Source organism: Streptomyces sp. SID8374 (assembly GCF_009865135.1).
Taxonomy (GTDB): domain Bacteria; phylum Actinomycetota; class Actinomycetes; order Streptomycetales; family Streptomycetaceae; genus Streptomyces.
Map to the genome: position 1 here is coordinate 1037392 of NZ_WWGH01000001.1, position 14813 is coordinate 1052204.

The 14813-nt window shown below is 70.1% G+C and carries 10 protein-coding genes; 7 read left to right on the forward strand and 3 right to left on the reverse strand.

The window, feature by feature from the left end; translation table 11 throughout:
- Positions 1–5: 5 nt before the first annotated feature.
- Complete coding sequence (locus GTY67_RS04675) at positions 6–677, forward strand: response regulator transcription factor (protein WP_030570198.1); 672 nt, start codon at positions 6–8, stop codon at positions 675–677.
- 78 nt (positions 678–755) lie between these two features.
- On the opposite strand, the gene GTY67_RS04680 is transcribed toward GTY67_RS04675, so the two are convergent.
- From GTY67_RS04680 to metH, 3 genes are all read right to left on the reverse strand, one after another.
- On the reverse strand, positions 756–2354 hold the full coding sequence (locus GTY67_RS04680; RefSeq protein WP_161277867.1) for an ABC transporter substrate-binding protein: 1599 nt from the start codon (positions 2352–2354) through the stop codon (positions 756–758).
- A 261-nt stretch (positions 2355–2615) separates the two neighbouring features.
- Positions 2616–3317, reverse strand: coding sequence for an HAD family phosphatase (locus tag GTY67_RS04685; RefSeq protein ID WP_093691592.1), 702 nt, complete (start codon positions 3315–3317; stop codon positions 2616–2618).
- A 141-nt stretch (positions 3318–3458) separates the two neighbouring features.
- Complete coding sequence (gene metH, locus GTY67_RS04690) at positions 3459–6974, reverse strand: methionine synthase (RefSeq protein WP_161277868.1); 3516 nt, start codon at positions 6972–6974, stop codon at positions 3459–3461.
- 240 nt (positions 6975–7214) lie between these two features.
- Between metH and GTY67_RS04695 the strand changes: the two genes are divergently transcribed.
- The 6 genes from GTY67_RS04695 (at position 7215) to GTY67_RS04720 (ending at position 14765) form a co-directional block, all read left to right on the forward strand.
- Complete coding sequence (locus GTY67_RS04695) at positions 7215–7961, forward strand: IclR family transcriptional regulator (protein WP_161277869.1); 747 nt, start codon at positions 7215–7217, stop codon at positions 7959–7961.
- A gap of 395 nt (positions 7962–8356) precedes the next feature.
- Positions 8357–9148: an MIP/aquaporin family protein gene (locus tag GTY67_RS04700; protein ID WP_093691588.1), complete on the forward strand. Its 792-nt coding sequence runs from the start codon at positions 8357–8359 to the stop codon at positions 9146–9148.
- Positions 9149–9226: 78 nt separating this feature from the next.
- Entirely contained in the window at positions 9227–10771 is a 1545-nt protein-coding gene (gene glpK, locus GTY67_RS04705) for a glycerol kinase GlpK (protein WP_093691586.1), read from the forward strand.
- A gap of 14 nt (positions 10772–10785) precedes the next feature.
- Positions 10786–12396 carry a glycerol-3-phosphate dehydrogenase/oxidase gene (locus tag GTY67_RS04710; RefSeq protein WP_161277870.1) on the forward strand — a complete coding sequence of 537 codons (1611 nt, stop codon included), beginning with the start codon at positions 10786–10788 and terminating at the stop codon, positions 12394–12396.
- 96 nt (positions 12397–12492) lie between these two features.
- Positions 12493–13551 (forward strand): LLM class flavin-dependent oxidoreductase, encoded by a 1059-nt coding sequence (locus GTY67_RS04715; protein ID WP_161277871.1) that lies wholly within the window; start codon positions 12493–12495, stop codon positions 13549–13551.
- Positions 13552–13697: 146 nt separating this feature from the next.
- Positions 13698–14765, forward strand: a complete 1068-nt coding sequence (locus GTY67_RS04720; RefSeq protein WP_161277872.1) for a PAC2 family protein — start codon at positions 13698–13700, stop codon at positions 14763–14765.
- Positions 14766–14813: the final 48 nt, after the last annotated feature.

Sequence of the window (14813 nt, forward strand, 5' to 3'; positions counted from 1 at the left end):
TTTCCGTGGCGATCCGCGTCCTACTGGTCGACGACCAGCCGCTGCTGCGCACGGGTTTCCGGATGATTCTGGAGGCCGAGGGCGATCTGGCGGTGGTCGGTGAGGCCGGCGACGGTCTCCAGGCCATCGACCAGGTGCGGGCGCTCCAGCCCGATGTGGTGCTGATGGACATCCGGATGCCGCGGATGGACGGGGTGGAGGCGACCCGGCAGATCACCGGCCCCGGCAAGGACGGCCCGGCCAAGGTGCTGGTGCTGACCACGTTCGACCTCGACGAGTATGTGGTGGAGGCACTGCGGGCGGGGGCGAGCGGCTTCCTGCTGAAGGACGCCCCGGCCAATGAGCTGGTCCAGGCGATCCGGGTGGTGGCGGCGGGCGAGGCGATGCTCGCCCCGAGCATCACGCGCCGCCTCCTCGACAAGTACGCGGACCATCTGCCCTCCGGCGAGGACCCGGTGCCGGACGCCCTGCACACGCTGACGGACCGTGAGGTGGAGGTCCTGAAGCTGGTGGCGCGCGGGCTGTCCAACGCGGAGATCGCGGCGGACCTGTTCGTCAGCGAGACGACGGTCAAGACGCATGTGGGCCATGTGCTGACGAAGCTGGGCCTGCGCGACCGGGTGCAGGCCGCGGTGTACGCGTACGAGAGCGGGCTGGTGCGCCCCGGCGCGCAGTAGTGGCCACCGCACGAAAGCCGTCCGGCCCGCACCGGTCCTGTTGACAGGAGGTGCGGGCCGGACGGCTTCGGCGTTTGCTCAGGCGCTGGTCCTGTTGAGCTCCCAGAGCTGGAGCTCGGAGGTGGCGCTGACGGACCTCTCGACCCCGGCGACCCCGCTGCGGGAGGCGACGTACTGCTTGCCCTGCCAGATCGGCAGGACCGGGACGTCGGTGGCGACGATGTCCTGGAGCTTCTCGTACGTCGTGGCGGCGGCGCTGCGGTCGGCCTCACGGCGCGACTTGGGGATCAGGACGTTCTGCGCTTCCTGCGACCGGTAGGGCGAGTTGAGGAAGTTGTTCTTGTCCAGGAACGGGGCGGTGTAGTTGTCCGGGTCCGGGAAGTCGGGGAACCAGCCCATGCCGTACGCCGCGTAGTCGCCGCGCTTCTGCTCCGGGCGGTACTTCGACCACTCCTTGCCCTGGACCGCGACTTCGAAGAGGCCCGAGCCGTTCAGCTGGCCCTGGAGCGCCTTGAACTCCTTGGCGGTGGCGGAGCCGTAGTGGTCGTTGGTGTAGTGCAGGGTGAACTTCACCGGCGTCTTGACCCCGGCCTTCTCCAGGGTCTGCGCGGCCTTGGCGGTGCTGGGCTCGCCGTACTTGTTGAAGAAGGCGTTGGTGTGGCCCGTGATGCTGGAGGGGATCACCGAGTAGAGCGGCTCGGCGGTGGTGCCGTACACCTTGCCCGCGATCTCGCCCCGGTCGATGATCTGCGCCATGGCCTGCCGTACGGCCTTGTTGACCACCGGGTCCTTGGTGTTGAACCCGAGGTAGCTGATGGCGAGGCCGGGCATCTCGGTCAACTCGATGCCCTCCTTCGGCTTCACGAGCATGTCGCGGGCCTGCTCGGGCGACATGGCCCGGGTCATCATGTGGATCTTCTTCTCCTCCAGCGCCTTGCCCATGGCTTCGGCGTCGGGGAAGAGGTCCATGTCGACCTTGTCGTTGAGGACCTTCAGCTCGCCCTTGTAGGAGGGGTTCTTGGTGAAGGTGATGCGGGTGACCCGGCCGCCCTCGGTCCGCGGCTTCATGGTGTACGGCCCCGAGCCGTCGACCTGGAAGCCGTCGCGCGCCTCCTTCGCCGGGTACTTCGCCTTGGGGACGATGCCGGCGGCGGGGGTGGCGAGCTTGTACGGGAAGGTCGCGTCGGGCGTGTTCAGGTGGAAGACCACCTGGTTGTCGCCCTTGGTCTCGATCGTGTCGATGTTGGCGAGGAGCCCGACCGGTCCGCTGTCGGAGTTGATGTCGATGACCCGCTGGATGGAGAACTTCACATCCTCGGCGGTGACGGGGGTGCCGTCGGCGAACTTCAGGCCCGCGCGCAGGGTGCAGCGGTAGCTCTCGTTCGCCGTGTCCGTGAAGGTGCAGCTCTGGGCGGCCTCGGGGACCGGCTCGCCGCCGCCGTTGGGGACGGTGGTCAGGGTCTGCACGGTCTGCCGCAGGACGTTCCAGACGCCTGCCTCGTACCCGATGGCCGGGTCGAGAGGAGCGGGGTTCTCCTCGGAGGCCACGAGCTGGTCCGTGGTGCCGACGACGATGGCGCCTTCGCCACCGGCGCCGCTGTCCGTGCTGCCGCAGGCGGCGAGCACGGGGGCGAGCAGGCCGACGACGGCCGGCAGCACCAGGGTCTTGCGGTTCATACGGGCGTTCTCCCTCATCACGGTGGGTGAGGAATCAAAGTTAGTAGCCGCCGGTGGCCGCCCCGACCGCGCTCGGAGGCGGCCGACCTCCTCCGGCGTCCGAAGGGGGCGATATTTGATCACCATTCCGGACAGATCAACCGATGACGGCAGGCCGTGGAGGGCTTTCAGGTGAGGAAGCTCACCCGTCACACCTCTTCACACAGATGGGCTGTGGCTGATTCACGTCCACGGAAAGTTGCCGGAACGCACACGGTTTCTTCAGCCCGTGCCGGTGATGAGCTTGCGGAGGAAGGGGAGGTCGACCTCTTCGAGCGAGCCGACGACGACCCGGCCGACGGCGGGTGCGATGGGCGCCACGGACGGTACGGCGACCACCCGGCACCCCGCCGCCTCGGCCGCGGCGACCCCGGTCGCGGTGTCCTCGATGACGGCGCAGCGCCACGGGTCGGCGCGGAAGCCCGCGGCGGCGGTGAGGTAGGGCTCGGGGTGCGGCTTGGTGCGGGTGACCTCGTCACCGGCGACCGTGAGCGCGAAGTGGTGGTGGCCGACGGAGTCCAGCACCCGGTCGATGATCCGGCGGTGGGAGGCCGAGACGAGCGCGGTGGGGATCTTCGACTCGGCCAGCTCGGCGAGCAGCCGCTCGGCGCCCGGCATCAGCGGCACGCCGTGCCGGATGCGCTGCTCGAAGCGGTCGTTCAGCAGCACGGTCAGCTTGTCCAGGGAGATGTCGGCACCGGTGACGTCGATGAGGTAGCCCGCGCTGCGGGTCATCGGTCCGCCGACGACGACGTCCCGCCAGGGCTCCTCCAGCCGGTGTCCGAGGTCGGCGAAGACCTCCTTCTCGACGTCCCACCAGAAGCCCTCGGTATCGACCAGGGTTCCGTCCATGTCGAGAAGGACCGCCTGGAGGGCGGCGCCTTCGGCCGTGCGGGTCAGGGACGCGGGGACCGTACTCGTCATCCGGCACACCTTCCGTAAGGGACGAGAAGGCCGGCCGCCATTCCCGGGTGGGAGGGCGACCGGCCTGCACTGGACCGACCAGTGTACGACTTGTCCGGCCACGGCGCGCGAACGACGCGGAGCCGCGGGGTGAAGGGGCGGCTACCGTGCGTTGAAGTACTTCGCCTCGGGGTGGTGGATGACGAGGGCGTCGGTGGACTGCTCCGGGTGGAGCTGGAACTCCTCGGAGAGCTCCACACCGATCCGGCCCGGCTCCAGGAGGTCGGCGATCTTCGCGCGGTCCTCCAGGTCCGGGCAGGCCCCGTAGCCGAGCGAGAACCGGGCGCCCCGGTACTTCAGCGCGAACATGTCCTCGACGTCGGCGGGGTCCTCCCCCGCGAAGCCCAGCTCGCTGCGGACCCGGGCGTGCCAGTACTCGGCCAGGGCCTCGGCGAGCTGGACGGAGAGGCCGTGCAGCTCCAGGTAGTCGCGGTAGGAGTTGGCGGCGAACAGCTCGGCGGTGGCCTCGCCGATCCGGGAGCCGACGGTGACGACCTGGAGGCCGATGACGTCCGTCTCGCCGGACTCCTCGGGGCGGAAGAAGTCCGCGAGGCAGAGGCGGCGGCCGCGGCGCTGGCGCGGGAAGGTGAAGCGGGTCCGCTCGGAGCCGTCCTCGTGGAGGAGGATCAGGTCCTCGCCCTTGGAGACGCAGGGGAAGTAGCCGTAGACGACGGCCGCTTCCAGGAGGTTGTTGGACTGGAGGTGGTCCAGCCAGCCGCGCAGGTGCGGGCGCCCCTCGGTCTCCACCAGCTCCTCGTACGTCGGTCCGTCGCCGGTCCTGGCCTGCTTGAGGCCCCACTGCCCCTTGAACAGGGCGCCTTCGTCCAGCCAGGAGGCGTACTCCTTGAGCGGGATGCCCTTGATGACCCGGGTGCCCCAGAACGGCGGCTCGGGGACGGGGTTGGTGGTGGAGACGTCCGAGCGCACCGAACCCTCGGGCTCCTCGACCTCCAGCACCGCCGCCACGTCCTTCTTGGGGACCCGGCGCTGCTTGAGCTCGGGCAGGGCCGCGCCCGGCACACCGCGCTTGACCCCGATGAGCGCGTCCATCAGGCGCAGGCCCTCGAAGGCGTCGCGGGCGTAGCGGACCTCGCCCTCGTAGATCTCGTGCAGGTCCTGCTCCACGTAGGCCCTGGTCAGCGCGGCGCCGCCGAGGATGACCGGGAAGTCGGCGGCCATCTTGCGCTGGTTCAGCTCCTGGAGGTTCTCCTTCATGATCACGGTGGACTTGACCAGGAGACCGGACATGCCGATGACGTCGGCGCGGTGCTCCTCGGCGGCTTCCAGGATCGCGGAGACGGGCTGCTTGATGCCGAGGTTGACGACGTTGTAGCCGTTGTTGGAGAGGATGATGTCGACGAGGTTCTTGCCGATGTCGTGGACGTCGCCGCGGACGGTGGCGAGCACGATCGTGCCCTTGCCGTCGTCGTCGGTCTTCTCCATGTGCGGCTCAAGGTGTGCCACCGCGCTCTTCATGACCTCGGCGGACTGGAGGACGAACGGCAGCTGCATCTGGCCGGAGCCGAACAGCTCGCCGACCACCTTCATGCCTTCGAGCAGCGTGTTGTTGACGATGTCGAGGGCGGGGGTGTCCTGGAGGGCTTCGTCGAGGTCGGCCTCCAGGCCGTTCTTCTCGCCGTCGATGATGCGGCGCTGGAGCCGCTCGTCCAGCGGGAGGGCCATCAGCTCCTCGGCCTTGCCCGCCTTCATCGACTTCATGTTGACGCCCTCGAAGAGCTCCATGAGCTTCTGGAGGGGGTCGTAGCCCTCGGCGCGGCGGTCGTAGATCAGGTCGAGGGCGACCTTGACCTGCTCCTCCTCCAGCCGGGCGATGGGCAGGATCTTGGAGGCGTGGACGATCGCGGAGTCCAGGCCCGCCTTGACACACTCGTCGAGGAAGACGGAGTTCAGCACGACCCGGGCGGCCGGGTTGAGGCCGAAGGAGATGTTGGAGAGGCCCAGGGTGGTCTGGACGTCCGGGTGGCGCTTCTTCAGCTCGCGGATCGCCCCGATGGTGGCGATGCCGTCGCCGCGGGACTCCTCCTGGCCGGTGCAGATGGTGAAGGTCAGGGTGTCGATGAGGATGTCGGACTCGCGGATGCCCCAGTTGGTGGTGAGGTCCTCGATGAGCCGCTCGGCGATGGCGACCTTGTGTTCGACGGTGCGGGCCTGGCCCTCCTCGTCGATCGTCAGGGCGATCAGGGCGGCGCCGTGCTCGGCGGCCAGGGCGCTGACCTGCGCGAAGCGGGAGTCGGGGCCGTCACCGTCCTCGTAGTTGACCGAGTTCAGCACCGCGCGGCCGCCGAGCTTCTCCAGTCCGGCGCGGAGCACGGGCAGTTCGGTGGAGTCCAGCACGATCGGCAGGGTGGAGGCGGTGGCGAAGCGGCCGGCCAGCTCGCTCATGTCGGCGACGCCGTCGCGGCCCACGTAGTCGACGCAGAGGTCGAGCATGTGCGCGCCCTCGCGGATCTGGTCGCGGGCCATCTCCACGCAGTCGTCCCAGCGGGCCTCCAGCATGGCCTCGCGGAACTTCTTGGAGCCGTTGGCGTTGGTGCGCTCACCGATCGCCAGGTAGGCGGTGTCCTGGCGGAAGGGGATCGTCTGGTAGAGCGAGGCGGCGCCGGGCTCGGGGCGCGGGTCGCGCTCGGTGGGCGTGAGCCCCTGGGCCCGCTCCACGACGGCCTTCATGTGCGCCGGGGTCGTACCGCAGCAGCCGCCGATGAGGGAGAGGCCGTAGTCCCGGACGAACAGCTCCTGGGAGTCGGCGAGACCGTCGGGGCCGAGCGGGAAGTGCGCGCCGTCCTTGGTGAGGACGGGCAGGCCGGCATTGGGCATGCACATCAGGGGCGTACGGGAGTGGCGCGCCAGATAGCGCAGGTGCTCGCTCATCTCGTCCGGGCCGGTGGAGCAGTTCAGCCCGATGAGGTCGATGCCCAGCGGCTCCAGGGCGGTCAGGGCGGCGCCGATCTCGGAGCCGAGCAGCATGACGCCGGTGGTCTCGAAGGCGAGGGAGCAGATCAGGGGGACGTCGATGCCGAGCGCGTCCATCGCCCGGCGGGCGCCGATGATGCTGGACTTGGTCTGCAGCAGGTCCTGGGTGGTCTCGACGATCAGGGCGTCGGAGCCGCCCGCGAGGAGGCCCTCGGCGTTCTGCTGGTAGCCGTCGCGCAGGACGTCGTAGGAGATGTGGCCGAGCGAGGGCAGCTTGGTGCCGGGGCCGATGGAGCCGAGGACCCAGCGCTGGCGGCCGTCCTTGGCGGTGAACTCGTCGGCGACCTCGCGGGCGATGCGGGCGCCGGACTCGGAGAGCTCGTGGATCCGGTCGGCGATCTCGTACTCGTTGGCGGCGGAGTGGTTCGCACCGAAGGTGTTGGTCTCGACGCAGTCGACGCCGACCGCGAAATATTCCTCGTGGACGGTGCGCACGATGTCCGGGCGGGTGATGTTGAGGATCTCGTTGCAGCCTTCGAGGTTCTCGAAGTCCTCAAGGGTCGGGTCCTGTGCCTGGAGCATGGTGCCCATCGCTCCGTCGGCCACCACCACCCGGGTGGCGAGTGCCTCGCGCAGGGCCTGCGCGCGAGTCCGGCTGTCGGGGGCGGGTGTCGGCAACGAGGCCATGGATGATCTCCCAGGGATGCGACGGCTGTCGGCTTTGCGTCCTTCTTGGGGAAGGCGCACCCCGTCAGCGTAGCCGGACACCTCGGTGCGTGGTCGGTCCGTCCATGAGGCGGACTGCATGCTGTGCGGGTGCGGGCGCGGCGGGCCGTCGGGAGGAGACTTTCCCCCGGAGTCCGGCGCAGGTCGGCATCGACCGATAGTGTTCAGCATTGTCGAACCGAGGTGGAGGAGTACGGCGCGATGGCCAAGAACATCCAGTCGCTGGAGCGGGCGGCCGCGATGCTGCGTCTGCTGGCGGGCGGCGAGCGGCGGCTCGGGCTGTCCGACATCGCCTCCTCCCTGGGGCTGGCCAAGGGCACCGCCCACGGAATCCTCCGCACCCTCCAGCTGGAGGGGTTCGTGGAGCAGGACGCCACCTCGGGGCGCTACCAGCTCGGCGCCGAGCTGCTGCGGCTCGGCAACAGCTATCTCGACGTCCACGAGCTGCGGGCCCGCGCCCTGGTCTGGACGGACGACCTGGCCCGCTCCAGCGGCGAGAGCGTCCACCTCGGCGTGCTCCACCAGCACGGCGTGCTCATCGTCCACCACGTCTTCCGGCCCGACGACAGCCGCCAGGTGCTGGAGGTCGGGGCGATGCAGCCGCTGCACTCCACGGCGCTGGGCAAGGTGCTGTCCGCGTACGACCCGGTGGCGCACAGCGAGGTCATGGAGGCGGAGCGCCGCTCCTTCACCGCGCGTACGGTCACGGCCGCCGACGAGTTCGAGGCGATGCTGGACCTGATCCGCGCCCAGGGCTGGGCCGCCGACGCCGAGGAGACCTGGGAGGGGGTGGCCGCCGTGTCCGCCCCGATCCACGACCGGCGCAGGATGCCGGTGGGCGCGGTGGAGCGGGTGGCTCCGGGCGGCGTGCTGCGCCCCGAGCTGATCGCGGCCGTACGGGACTGCGCCCGGGCGGTCTCCCGGGACCTGGGCGCCGGCCGCTTCTGAGGACCGGGCGCTCCCGGGGGGGGCTGCCACCGAGAGCCGGGCCGCCCCTGAGGACCCGGAGACCACCCCCGTAACGCCTGGCGCGTGTCCACATCTGAGCGCCCGGATGCGCCCGCGTGCACCCGGGCGCATTGTGGGGTAACGATCGCGTCGCGCACCGAGTCCTCGGACACAGAACCCTTGACGCTTCCTTCACTCGGGGGAAACACTGCCGTTCAACGGTCGGCATTGTCGAACGCCTAACGGCAATACGCGTTAGGGTGTGACAGTGCCAAGGGCCGGTCAAGCCCTTACAGGTGGGCTGCCCACGCTTTGTGGATACCCATCTGGGGCGCGGACCACCGGAGGGACCCGGTGTTCCGCTCTCCCCTGGACGAAGGACAAAGGAGTCGCGGGTGTCCAGCTCCGACATTTTCATCGGCGAGACCATCGGGACCGCCGTACTCATCCTGCTCGGCGGCGGTGTCTGTGCCGCCGTCACGCTGAAGCGCTCGAAGGCCCAGAACGCGGGCTGGCCGGCCATCACCTTCGGGTGGGGTTTCGCCGTGCTGACCGGCGCCTATCTGGCCGGCGGCGTCTCGGGTGCCCACCTCAACCCCGCGGTCACCCTCGGCCTCGCCATCAAGGGCGGCACCGCGTGGGGCGACGTGCCCCTCTACCTCGGCTCGCAGCTGCTCGGCGCGATGATCGGCGCCGTACTGGTCTACGCGGTGTACTACGGGCAGTTCCACGCCCACCTCAACGACCCGGAGATCATCAAGGCGCAGCCCGCCGACGAGGCGATGGTCGACCAGACCTCCGCCCCCAAGGCCGGACCGGTGCTCGGGATCTTCTCCACCGGCCCCGAGATCCGCAACGGCGTGCAGAACGTCGTCACCGAGGTCATCGCCACCGTCGTGCTGGTCCTGGCGATCCTGACCCAGGGCCTGAACGACGAGGGCAACGGCCTCGGCGTGCTCGGCGCCCTGGTCACCGCCCTGGTCGTGGTCGGCATCGGCCTCTCGCTCGGCGGGCCCACGGGTTACGCCATCAACCCGGTCCGCGACCTCGGACCGCGCATCGTGCACGCGGTGCTGCCGCTGCCGAACAAGGGTGGTTCGGACTGGGGCTACGCGTGGGTACCCATCGTGGGTCCGCTCATCGGCGGCGCCCTCGCCGGCGGGCTCTACAACCTCGCCTTCGCCTAGCCCGAGACCGGGACGCGGACCCGAGACCGGGTACCAGCGCCGTAACCCCATCACTTCACAGACTTCCGGGAGCACACCGTGACCGACGCACACACCACCGGCACCCACGGCACCGGCCCGTTCATCGCGGCCATCGACCAGGGCACCACCTCCAGCCGCTGCATCGTCTTCGACAAGGACGGCCGGATCGTCTCGGTCGACCAGAAGGAGCACGAGCAGATCTTCCCGAAGCCGGGATGGGTCGAGCACGACGCGACCGAGATCTGGGAGAACGTGCAGGAGGTCGTCGCCGGGGCCATCGTCAAGGCCGGCATCACCTCCGCCGACGTCAAGGCGATCGGCATCACCAACCAGCGCGAGACCACCCTGCTGTGGGACAAGAACACCGGTGAGCCGGTGCACAACGCGCTGGTCTGGCAGGACACCCGTACCGACGCGCTCTGCAAGGAGCTGGGCCGCAACGTGGGCCAGGACCGCTTCCGCCGTGAGACCGGGCTGCCGCTCGCCTCGTACTTCGCCGGGCCCAAGGTCCGCTGGCTCCTCGACAACGTCGAAGGGCTGCGCGAGCGCGCCGAGGCCGGCGACATCCTCTTCGGCACCATGGACTCCTGGGTCATCTGGAACCTGACCGGCGGCACCGACGGCGGCGTCCACGTCACCGACGTCACCAACGCCTCGCGCACCCTCCTGATGAACCTGCACCGGATGGAGTGGGACGAGAAGATCCTCCACTCCATCGGCATCCCGGCCGCGGTCCTCCCCGAGATCCGCTCCTCCGCCGAGGTGTACGGCCACGCCAAGGGCGGCATCCTCGACGGCGTGCCCGTCGCCTCCGCGCTCGGCGACCAGCAGGCGGCCCTGTTCGGCCAGACCTGTTTCGCCGAGGGCGAGGCCAAGTCCACGTACGGCACCGGCACCTTCATGCTGATGAACACCGGTGGCACGCCGGTCAACTCGTACAACGGGCTGCTCACCACCGTCGGCTACCAGATCGGCGACAAGCCCCCGGTGTACGCCCTGGAGGGCTCCATCGCGGTCACCGGTTCGCTGGTGCAGTGGATGCGCGACCAGATGGGCCTGATCAAGTCGGCCGCCGAGATCGAGACGCTGGCCTCCTCGGTCGAGGACAACGGCGGCGCCTATTTCGTGCCCGCCTTCTCCGGGCTGTTCGCCCCCTACTGGCGTCCCGACGCCCGCGGTGTGATCGCCGGACTGACCCGTTACGTCACCAAGGCGCACATCGCCCGTGCCGTCCTGGAGGCCACCGCCTGGCAGACCCGCGAGATCAGCGACGCCATGACGAAGGACTCCGGCGTCGAGCTGGCCGCGCTCAAGGTCGACGGCGGCATGACCTCCAACAACCTGCTGATGCAGACGCTCGCCGACTTCCTGGACGCGCCGGTGGTGCGCCCCATGGTCGCCGAGACCACCTGCCTCGGCGCGGCCTACGCCGCCGGCCTCGCCGTCGGCTTCTGGCCGGACACCGACGCGCTGCGCGCCAACTGGCGCCGGGCCGCCGAGTGGACCCCCCGCATGGACGCGGACACCCGTGCCCGCGAGTACAAGAGCTGGCTCAAGGCCGTCGAACGGACCATGGGCTGGATCGAGGACGAAGAAAGCTGACGAGGAGCATTCAAATGACCACCCTGCAGAGCGTTCCCGCCCTCGGAACGCACCCGGCCTCCGGCTCCCTGCCGAGCCGCGCCGAAACCCGGGAGCAGCTGTCCCGGGCGACGTACGACCTCCTGGTCATCGGCGGTGGCATCCTGGGCATCTCCACCGCCTGGCATGCCGCGCAGTCCGGGCTGCGGGTGGCACTGGTGGATGCCGGCGACTTCGCCGGCGCCACCTCCTCCGCCTCCTCCAAGCTGCTCCACGGCGGTCTGCGCTACCTCCAGACCGGTGCGGTCAAGCTGGTCGCGGAGAACCACTTCGAGCGCCGCGCGGTCTCCCGCGAGGTGGCCCCGCACCTGGCCAACCCGCTCACCTTCTACCTGCCGGTCTACAAGGGCGGCCCGCACGGCGCGGCCAAGCTCGGCGCGGGCGTCTTCGCCTACTCCGCGCTCTCCGCGTTCGGCGACGGCGTCGGCCACGTCATCTCCCCCGCCAAGGCGCAGCGCGATGTGCCCGAGCTGCGCACCGACAACCTGAAGGCCGTCGCGGTCTACGGCGACGACCAGATGAACGACGCCCGGATGGCGTTGATGACGGTCCGCGCGGCCGTCGACGCGGGCGCGGTCGTCCTCAACCACGCGGCCGTCACCGGTCTCCGCTTCACCCGGGGCCGGGTCACCGGCGCCGAGCTGAAGGACAGCGTGGACGGTACGGAGTTCGGCGTCACCGCCCGCCTCGTGCTGAACGCGACCGGCCCCTGGGTCGACCACCTGCGGAAGATGGAGGACCCGAACGCGGCCCCCTCCATCCGCCTCTCCAAGGGCGCCCACCTGGTCCTCAAGCGGACCCGTCCGTGGCGGGCGGCGCTGGCCACGCCGATCGACAAGTACCGCATCACGTTCGCGCTGCCGTGGGAGGACATGCTCCTGCTCGGCACGACGGACGAGGAGTACGAGGGCGACCCGGCGGACGTCTCGGTGACCGAGGCGGACACCGCGCAGATCCTCGACGAGGCGGCGTTCTCGATCAAGGACCAGCAGCTCTCGCGCGACCTGATCACGTACTCCTTCGCCGGTCTTCGGGTGCTGCCCGGCGGTCCGGGGGACACCTCCAAGGCCAAGCGCGAGACGGTCGTCACGGAGGGCCGCGGCGGGATGCTGTCGGTCGCGGGCGGCAAGTGGACGACGTTCCGCCACATCGGCCGTACGGTGATGAACAAGCTGGCCGCCCTGCCCGGGCACCCGCTGGCCGAGGACATGGAGCCGATGAACCGGCTGCCGAAGAAGCTGCCGCTGCCCGGGATCGCCAACCCGAACGCGGTCGCCCACCGGCTGCTCATCGACGGCCCCGCCCCCGGCCCGCGCATGGCGCCGGACACCGCCCGGCACCTGGCCACGCACTACGGCTCGCTCGCCTTCGACATCGCGCGCCTGGCCAACGAGAGCCCGGAGCTGGCCGAGCGCGTCCACCCGGACGCCCCGGAGATCTGGGCGCAGGTCGCCTACGCCCGCGACCACGAGTGGGCCGAGACGGCGGACGACGTGCTGCGCCACCGGACCACGCTGACGATCCGCGGCCTGGCGACGGACGACGTCCGCGACGGCGTCGAGAAGCTGCTGGCCGACCGCGACTGATCCACCCAGGGCGGCCTCCCTTGCGGGGAGGCCGCCCTCGGCACGCGCCACACTCCCGCCATACGCGCGCAATGTGCCGCGAGGAGAGTGGAGGTCATGAGATTTTCGGTGCTTTCCCTGATCGGCCATGACCGCCACCCGCTGACCGGTGAACTCCCCTCCCCTGCCGACCGGTTCGAGGAAGTGATCGCCACCGCGTCCGTGGCGGAGGAGCTGGGCTTCGACTCCTACTCGGTCGGCGAGCGGCACGCCGGGGCGTTCCTCTCCTCCAGCCCGAGCGTGGTGCTCGGCGCGATCGCGGCCGGTACGACCACGATCCGGCTGCTCACCGGGGTCACCGTCGTCGCGATCCTCGACCCGGTCCGGGTGGCGGAGGACTTCGCGACCCTCGACCAGATATCCCGGGGCCGGATCGAACTGGTCGTCGGGAAGGGCGCCGAAGCGGGCCACTTCGATCTCTTCGGCCTCGACGAGGAGCGGCAGTGGGACCTCCAGAAGGAGAAGTACGAGCTGCTGCGCCGCCTCTGGACCGAGGAGGGCGTCGACTGGGAGGGCGAGTTCCGCCCGCCGCTGAAGAACGTGACCACCGTGCCGCGCCCGTACGGCGGTCTCCCCCGCATCTGGCACGGCTCGGCCACCAGCCTCAACTCCCCCGAGCTGGCGGCGAAGCACGGCGACCCGCTCTTCACCGCCAACGCCATCCAGCCCCGCGAGGCGTACGCGAAGCTCATCGCGCACTACCGGGAGCGGTTCGAGGCGTACGGGCACGATCCGGCGGACGCGCGCGTGGCGGCGGGCTCGGGCGGGCTGCTCATCGCGGACAGCTCGCAGGCGGCGGTGGCGCAGTACAAGGAGCTGTACGAGGCGCGGGTGCGGCAGTCGTTCAAGCCGCACCTGGCGGGCAAGGCCGGCTACAACACCCCGTACCGCACCATCGAGGACGCGATCGAGGGCGGCCCCCAGCTGATCGGCTCCCCGCAGCAGATCATCGACAAGATCCTCGGCTGGCACACGGTCTACCGCCACGACCTCCAGTCGATCACCGTGGACGGCTTCGGGCTGAGCCGGCCGGAGCAGCTGGAGACGCTCCAGCGGTTCGCGGAGGAGATCGCGCCGGTGGTGCGGCGGGAGGCGCCTTCCACGCTCTGGCAGTGAGATCGGACACGGGCTGATGCACTGTTCGGCCCGATGATCCACTCCTGCTGGCAAGGTTCACCCGGCCGTGCAAACGGGCTGCGGTCCGAGGGTCCCGAAGCCGTAAGGTTGCTCCGTACGTATGGAGACTTCGGAAGGAGGCCCGGGTGATCGAGCTCGAGTCGGTGCCCGAGCTGATCGACCCGGTCATGGTGGCCGCGTTCGAAGGCTGGAACGACGCCGGTGACGCCGCCTCCACAGCGGTGAGCCACCTGGACCGGGAGTGGAAGGGCGAGGTTTTCGCGGCGCTGGACGCCGAGGACTACTACGACTTCCAGGTCAACCGCCCCACGGTGTGGCTGGAGAACGGGGTACGGAAGGTCACCTGGCCGACGACCCGCCTCTCGGTGGTGCGCGTCGGCGGGGAGAAGCCCCGGGACCTGGTCCTGGTACGCGGGATCGAACCGTCGATGCGCTGGCGCTCGTTCTGCAACGAGATCCTCGGCTTCGCCCATGAGCTGGGCGTCGAAATGGTCGTCATCCTGGGCGCGTTGCTCGGTGACACCCCGCACACCCGGCCGGTGCCGGTGAGCGGGGTCACCTCCGACGCGGACCTGGCGCGGACGATGGACCTGGAGGAGACCCGGTACGAGGGCCCGACGGGGATCGTCGGCATCCTCCAGGAGGCGTGCACGCATGCCGGGGTGCCGGCGGTGAGCCTGTGGGCGGCGGTGCCGCACTATGTGTCGCAGCCGCCGAACCCCAAGGCGACGCTGGCCCTGCTGAACCGTCTTGAGGACCTGATCGGGCTGCGCATCCCGCTGGGTGAGCTGCCGGAGGACGCGCGGGCCTGGCAGCTCGGCGTGGACCAGCTGGCGGCGGAGGACAGCGAGGTCGCGGAGTACGTCCAGACGCTGGAGGAGGCGCGGGACACCGCGGAGCTGCCCGAGGCGTCCGGCGAGGCCATCGCCCGGGAGTTCGAGCGGTATCTGCGGCGCCGGGACGGCGGTCCCGGGCCGGGTCCTGGCGGCCATGCGACGGAGAGCGGGGACTCGGCGTATCTGCGGGACCCGTCCAGCGGCCGCAACCGGCCGCCGAAGCCGCCGCGTCCCGAGGCCGGACCGGGCCAGGGTCCGTCGGGTCAGGGTCAGGGTCAGCCGGGTCACGGTCCGGGGAAGAAGCCCGAGGACAAGGGCCCTGACGAGGCGTCCGGGGAGAGTCCCGACGAGGAGTGACGGGCGAGCAGGGGGTGCTGTACGGGGTGACGTCCCCGTACAGCACCC

Coding starts and splice junctions, on each gene's coding strand:
- GTY67_RS04695 (WP_161277869.1), top strand. CDS start 7,215: ATGGCCAAGAACATCCAGTCGCTGGAGCGGGCGGCCGCGATGCTGCGT.
- GTY67_RS04680 (WP_161277867.1), bottom strand. CDS start 2,354: ATGAACCGCAAGACCCTGGTGCTGCCGGCCGTCGTCGGCCTGCTCGCC.
- GTY67_RS04715 (WP_161277871.1), top strand. CDS start 12,493: ATGAGATTTTCGGTGCTTTCCCTGATCGGCCATGACCGCCACCCGCTG.
- metH (WP_161277868.1), bottom strand. CDS start 6,974: ATGGCCTCGTTGCCGACACCCGCCCCCGACAGCCGGACTCGCGCGCAG.
- GTY67_RS04685 (WP_093691592.1), bottom strand. CDS start 3,317: ATGACGAGTACGGTCCCCGCGTCCCTGACCCGCACGGCCGAAGGCGCC.
- GTY67_RS04710 (WP_161277870.1), top strand. CDS start 10,786: ATGACCACCCTGCAGAGCGTTCCCGCCCTCGGAACGCACCCGGCCTCC.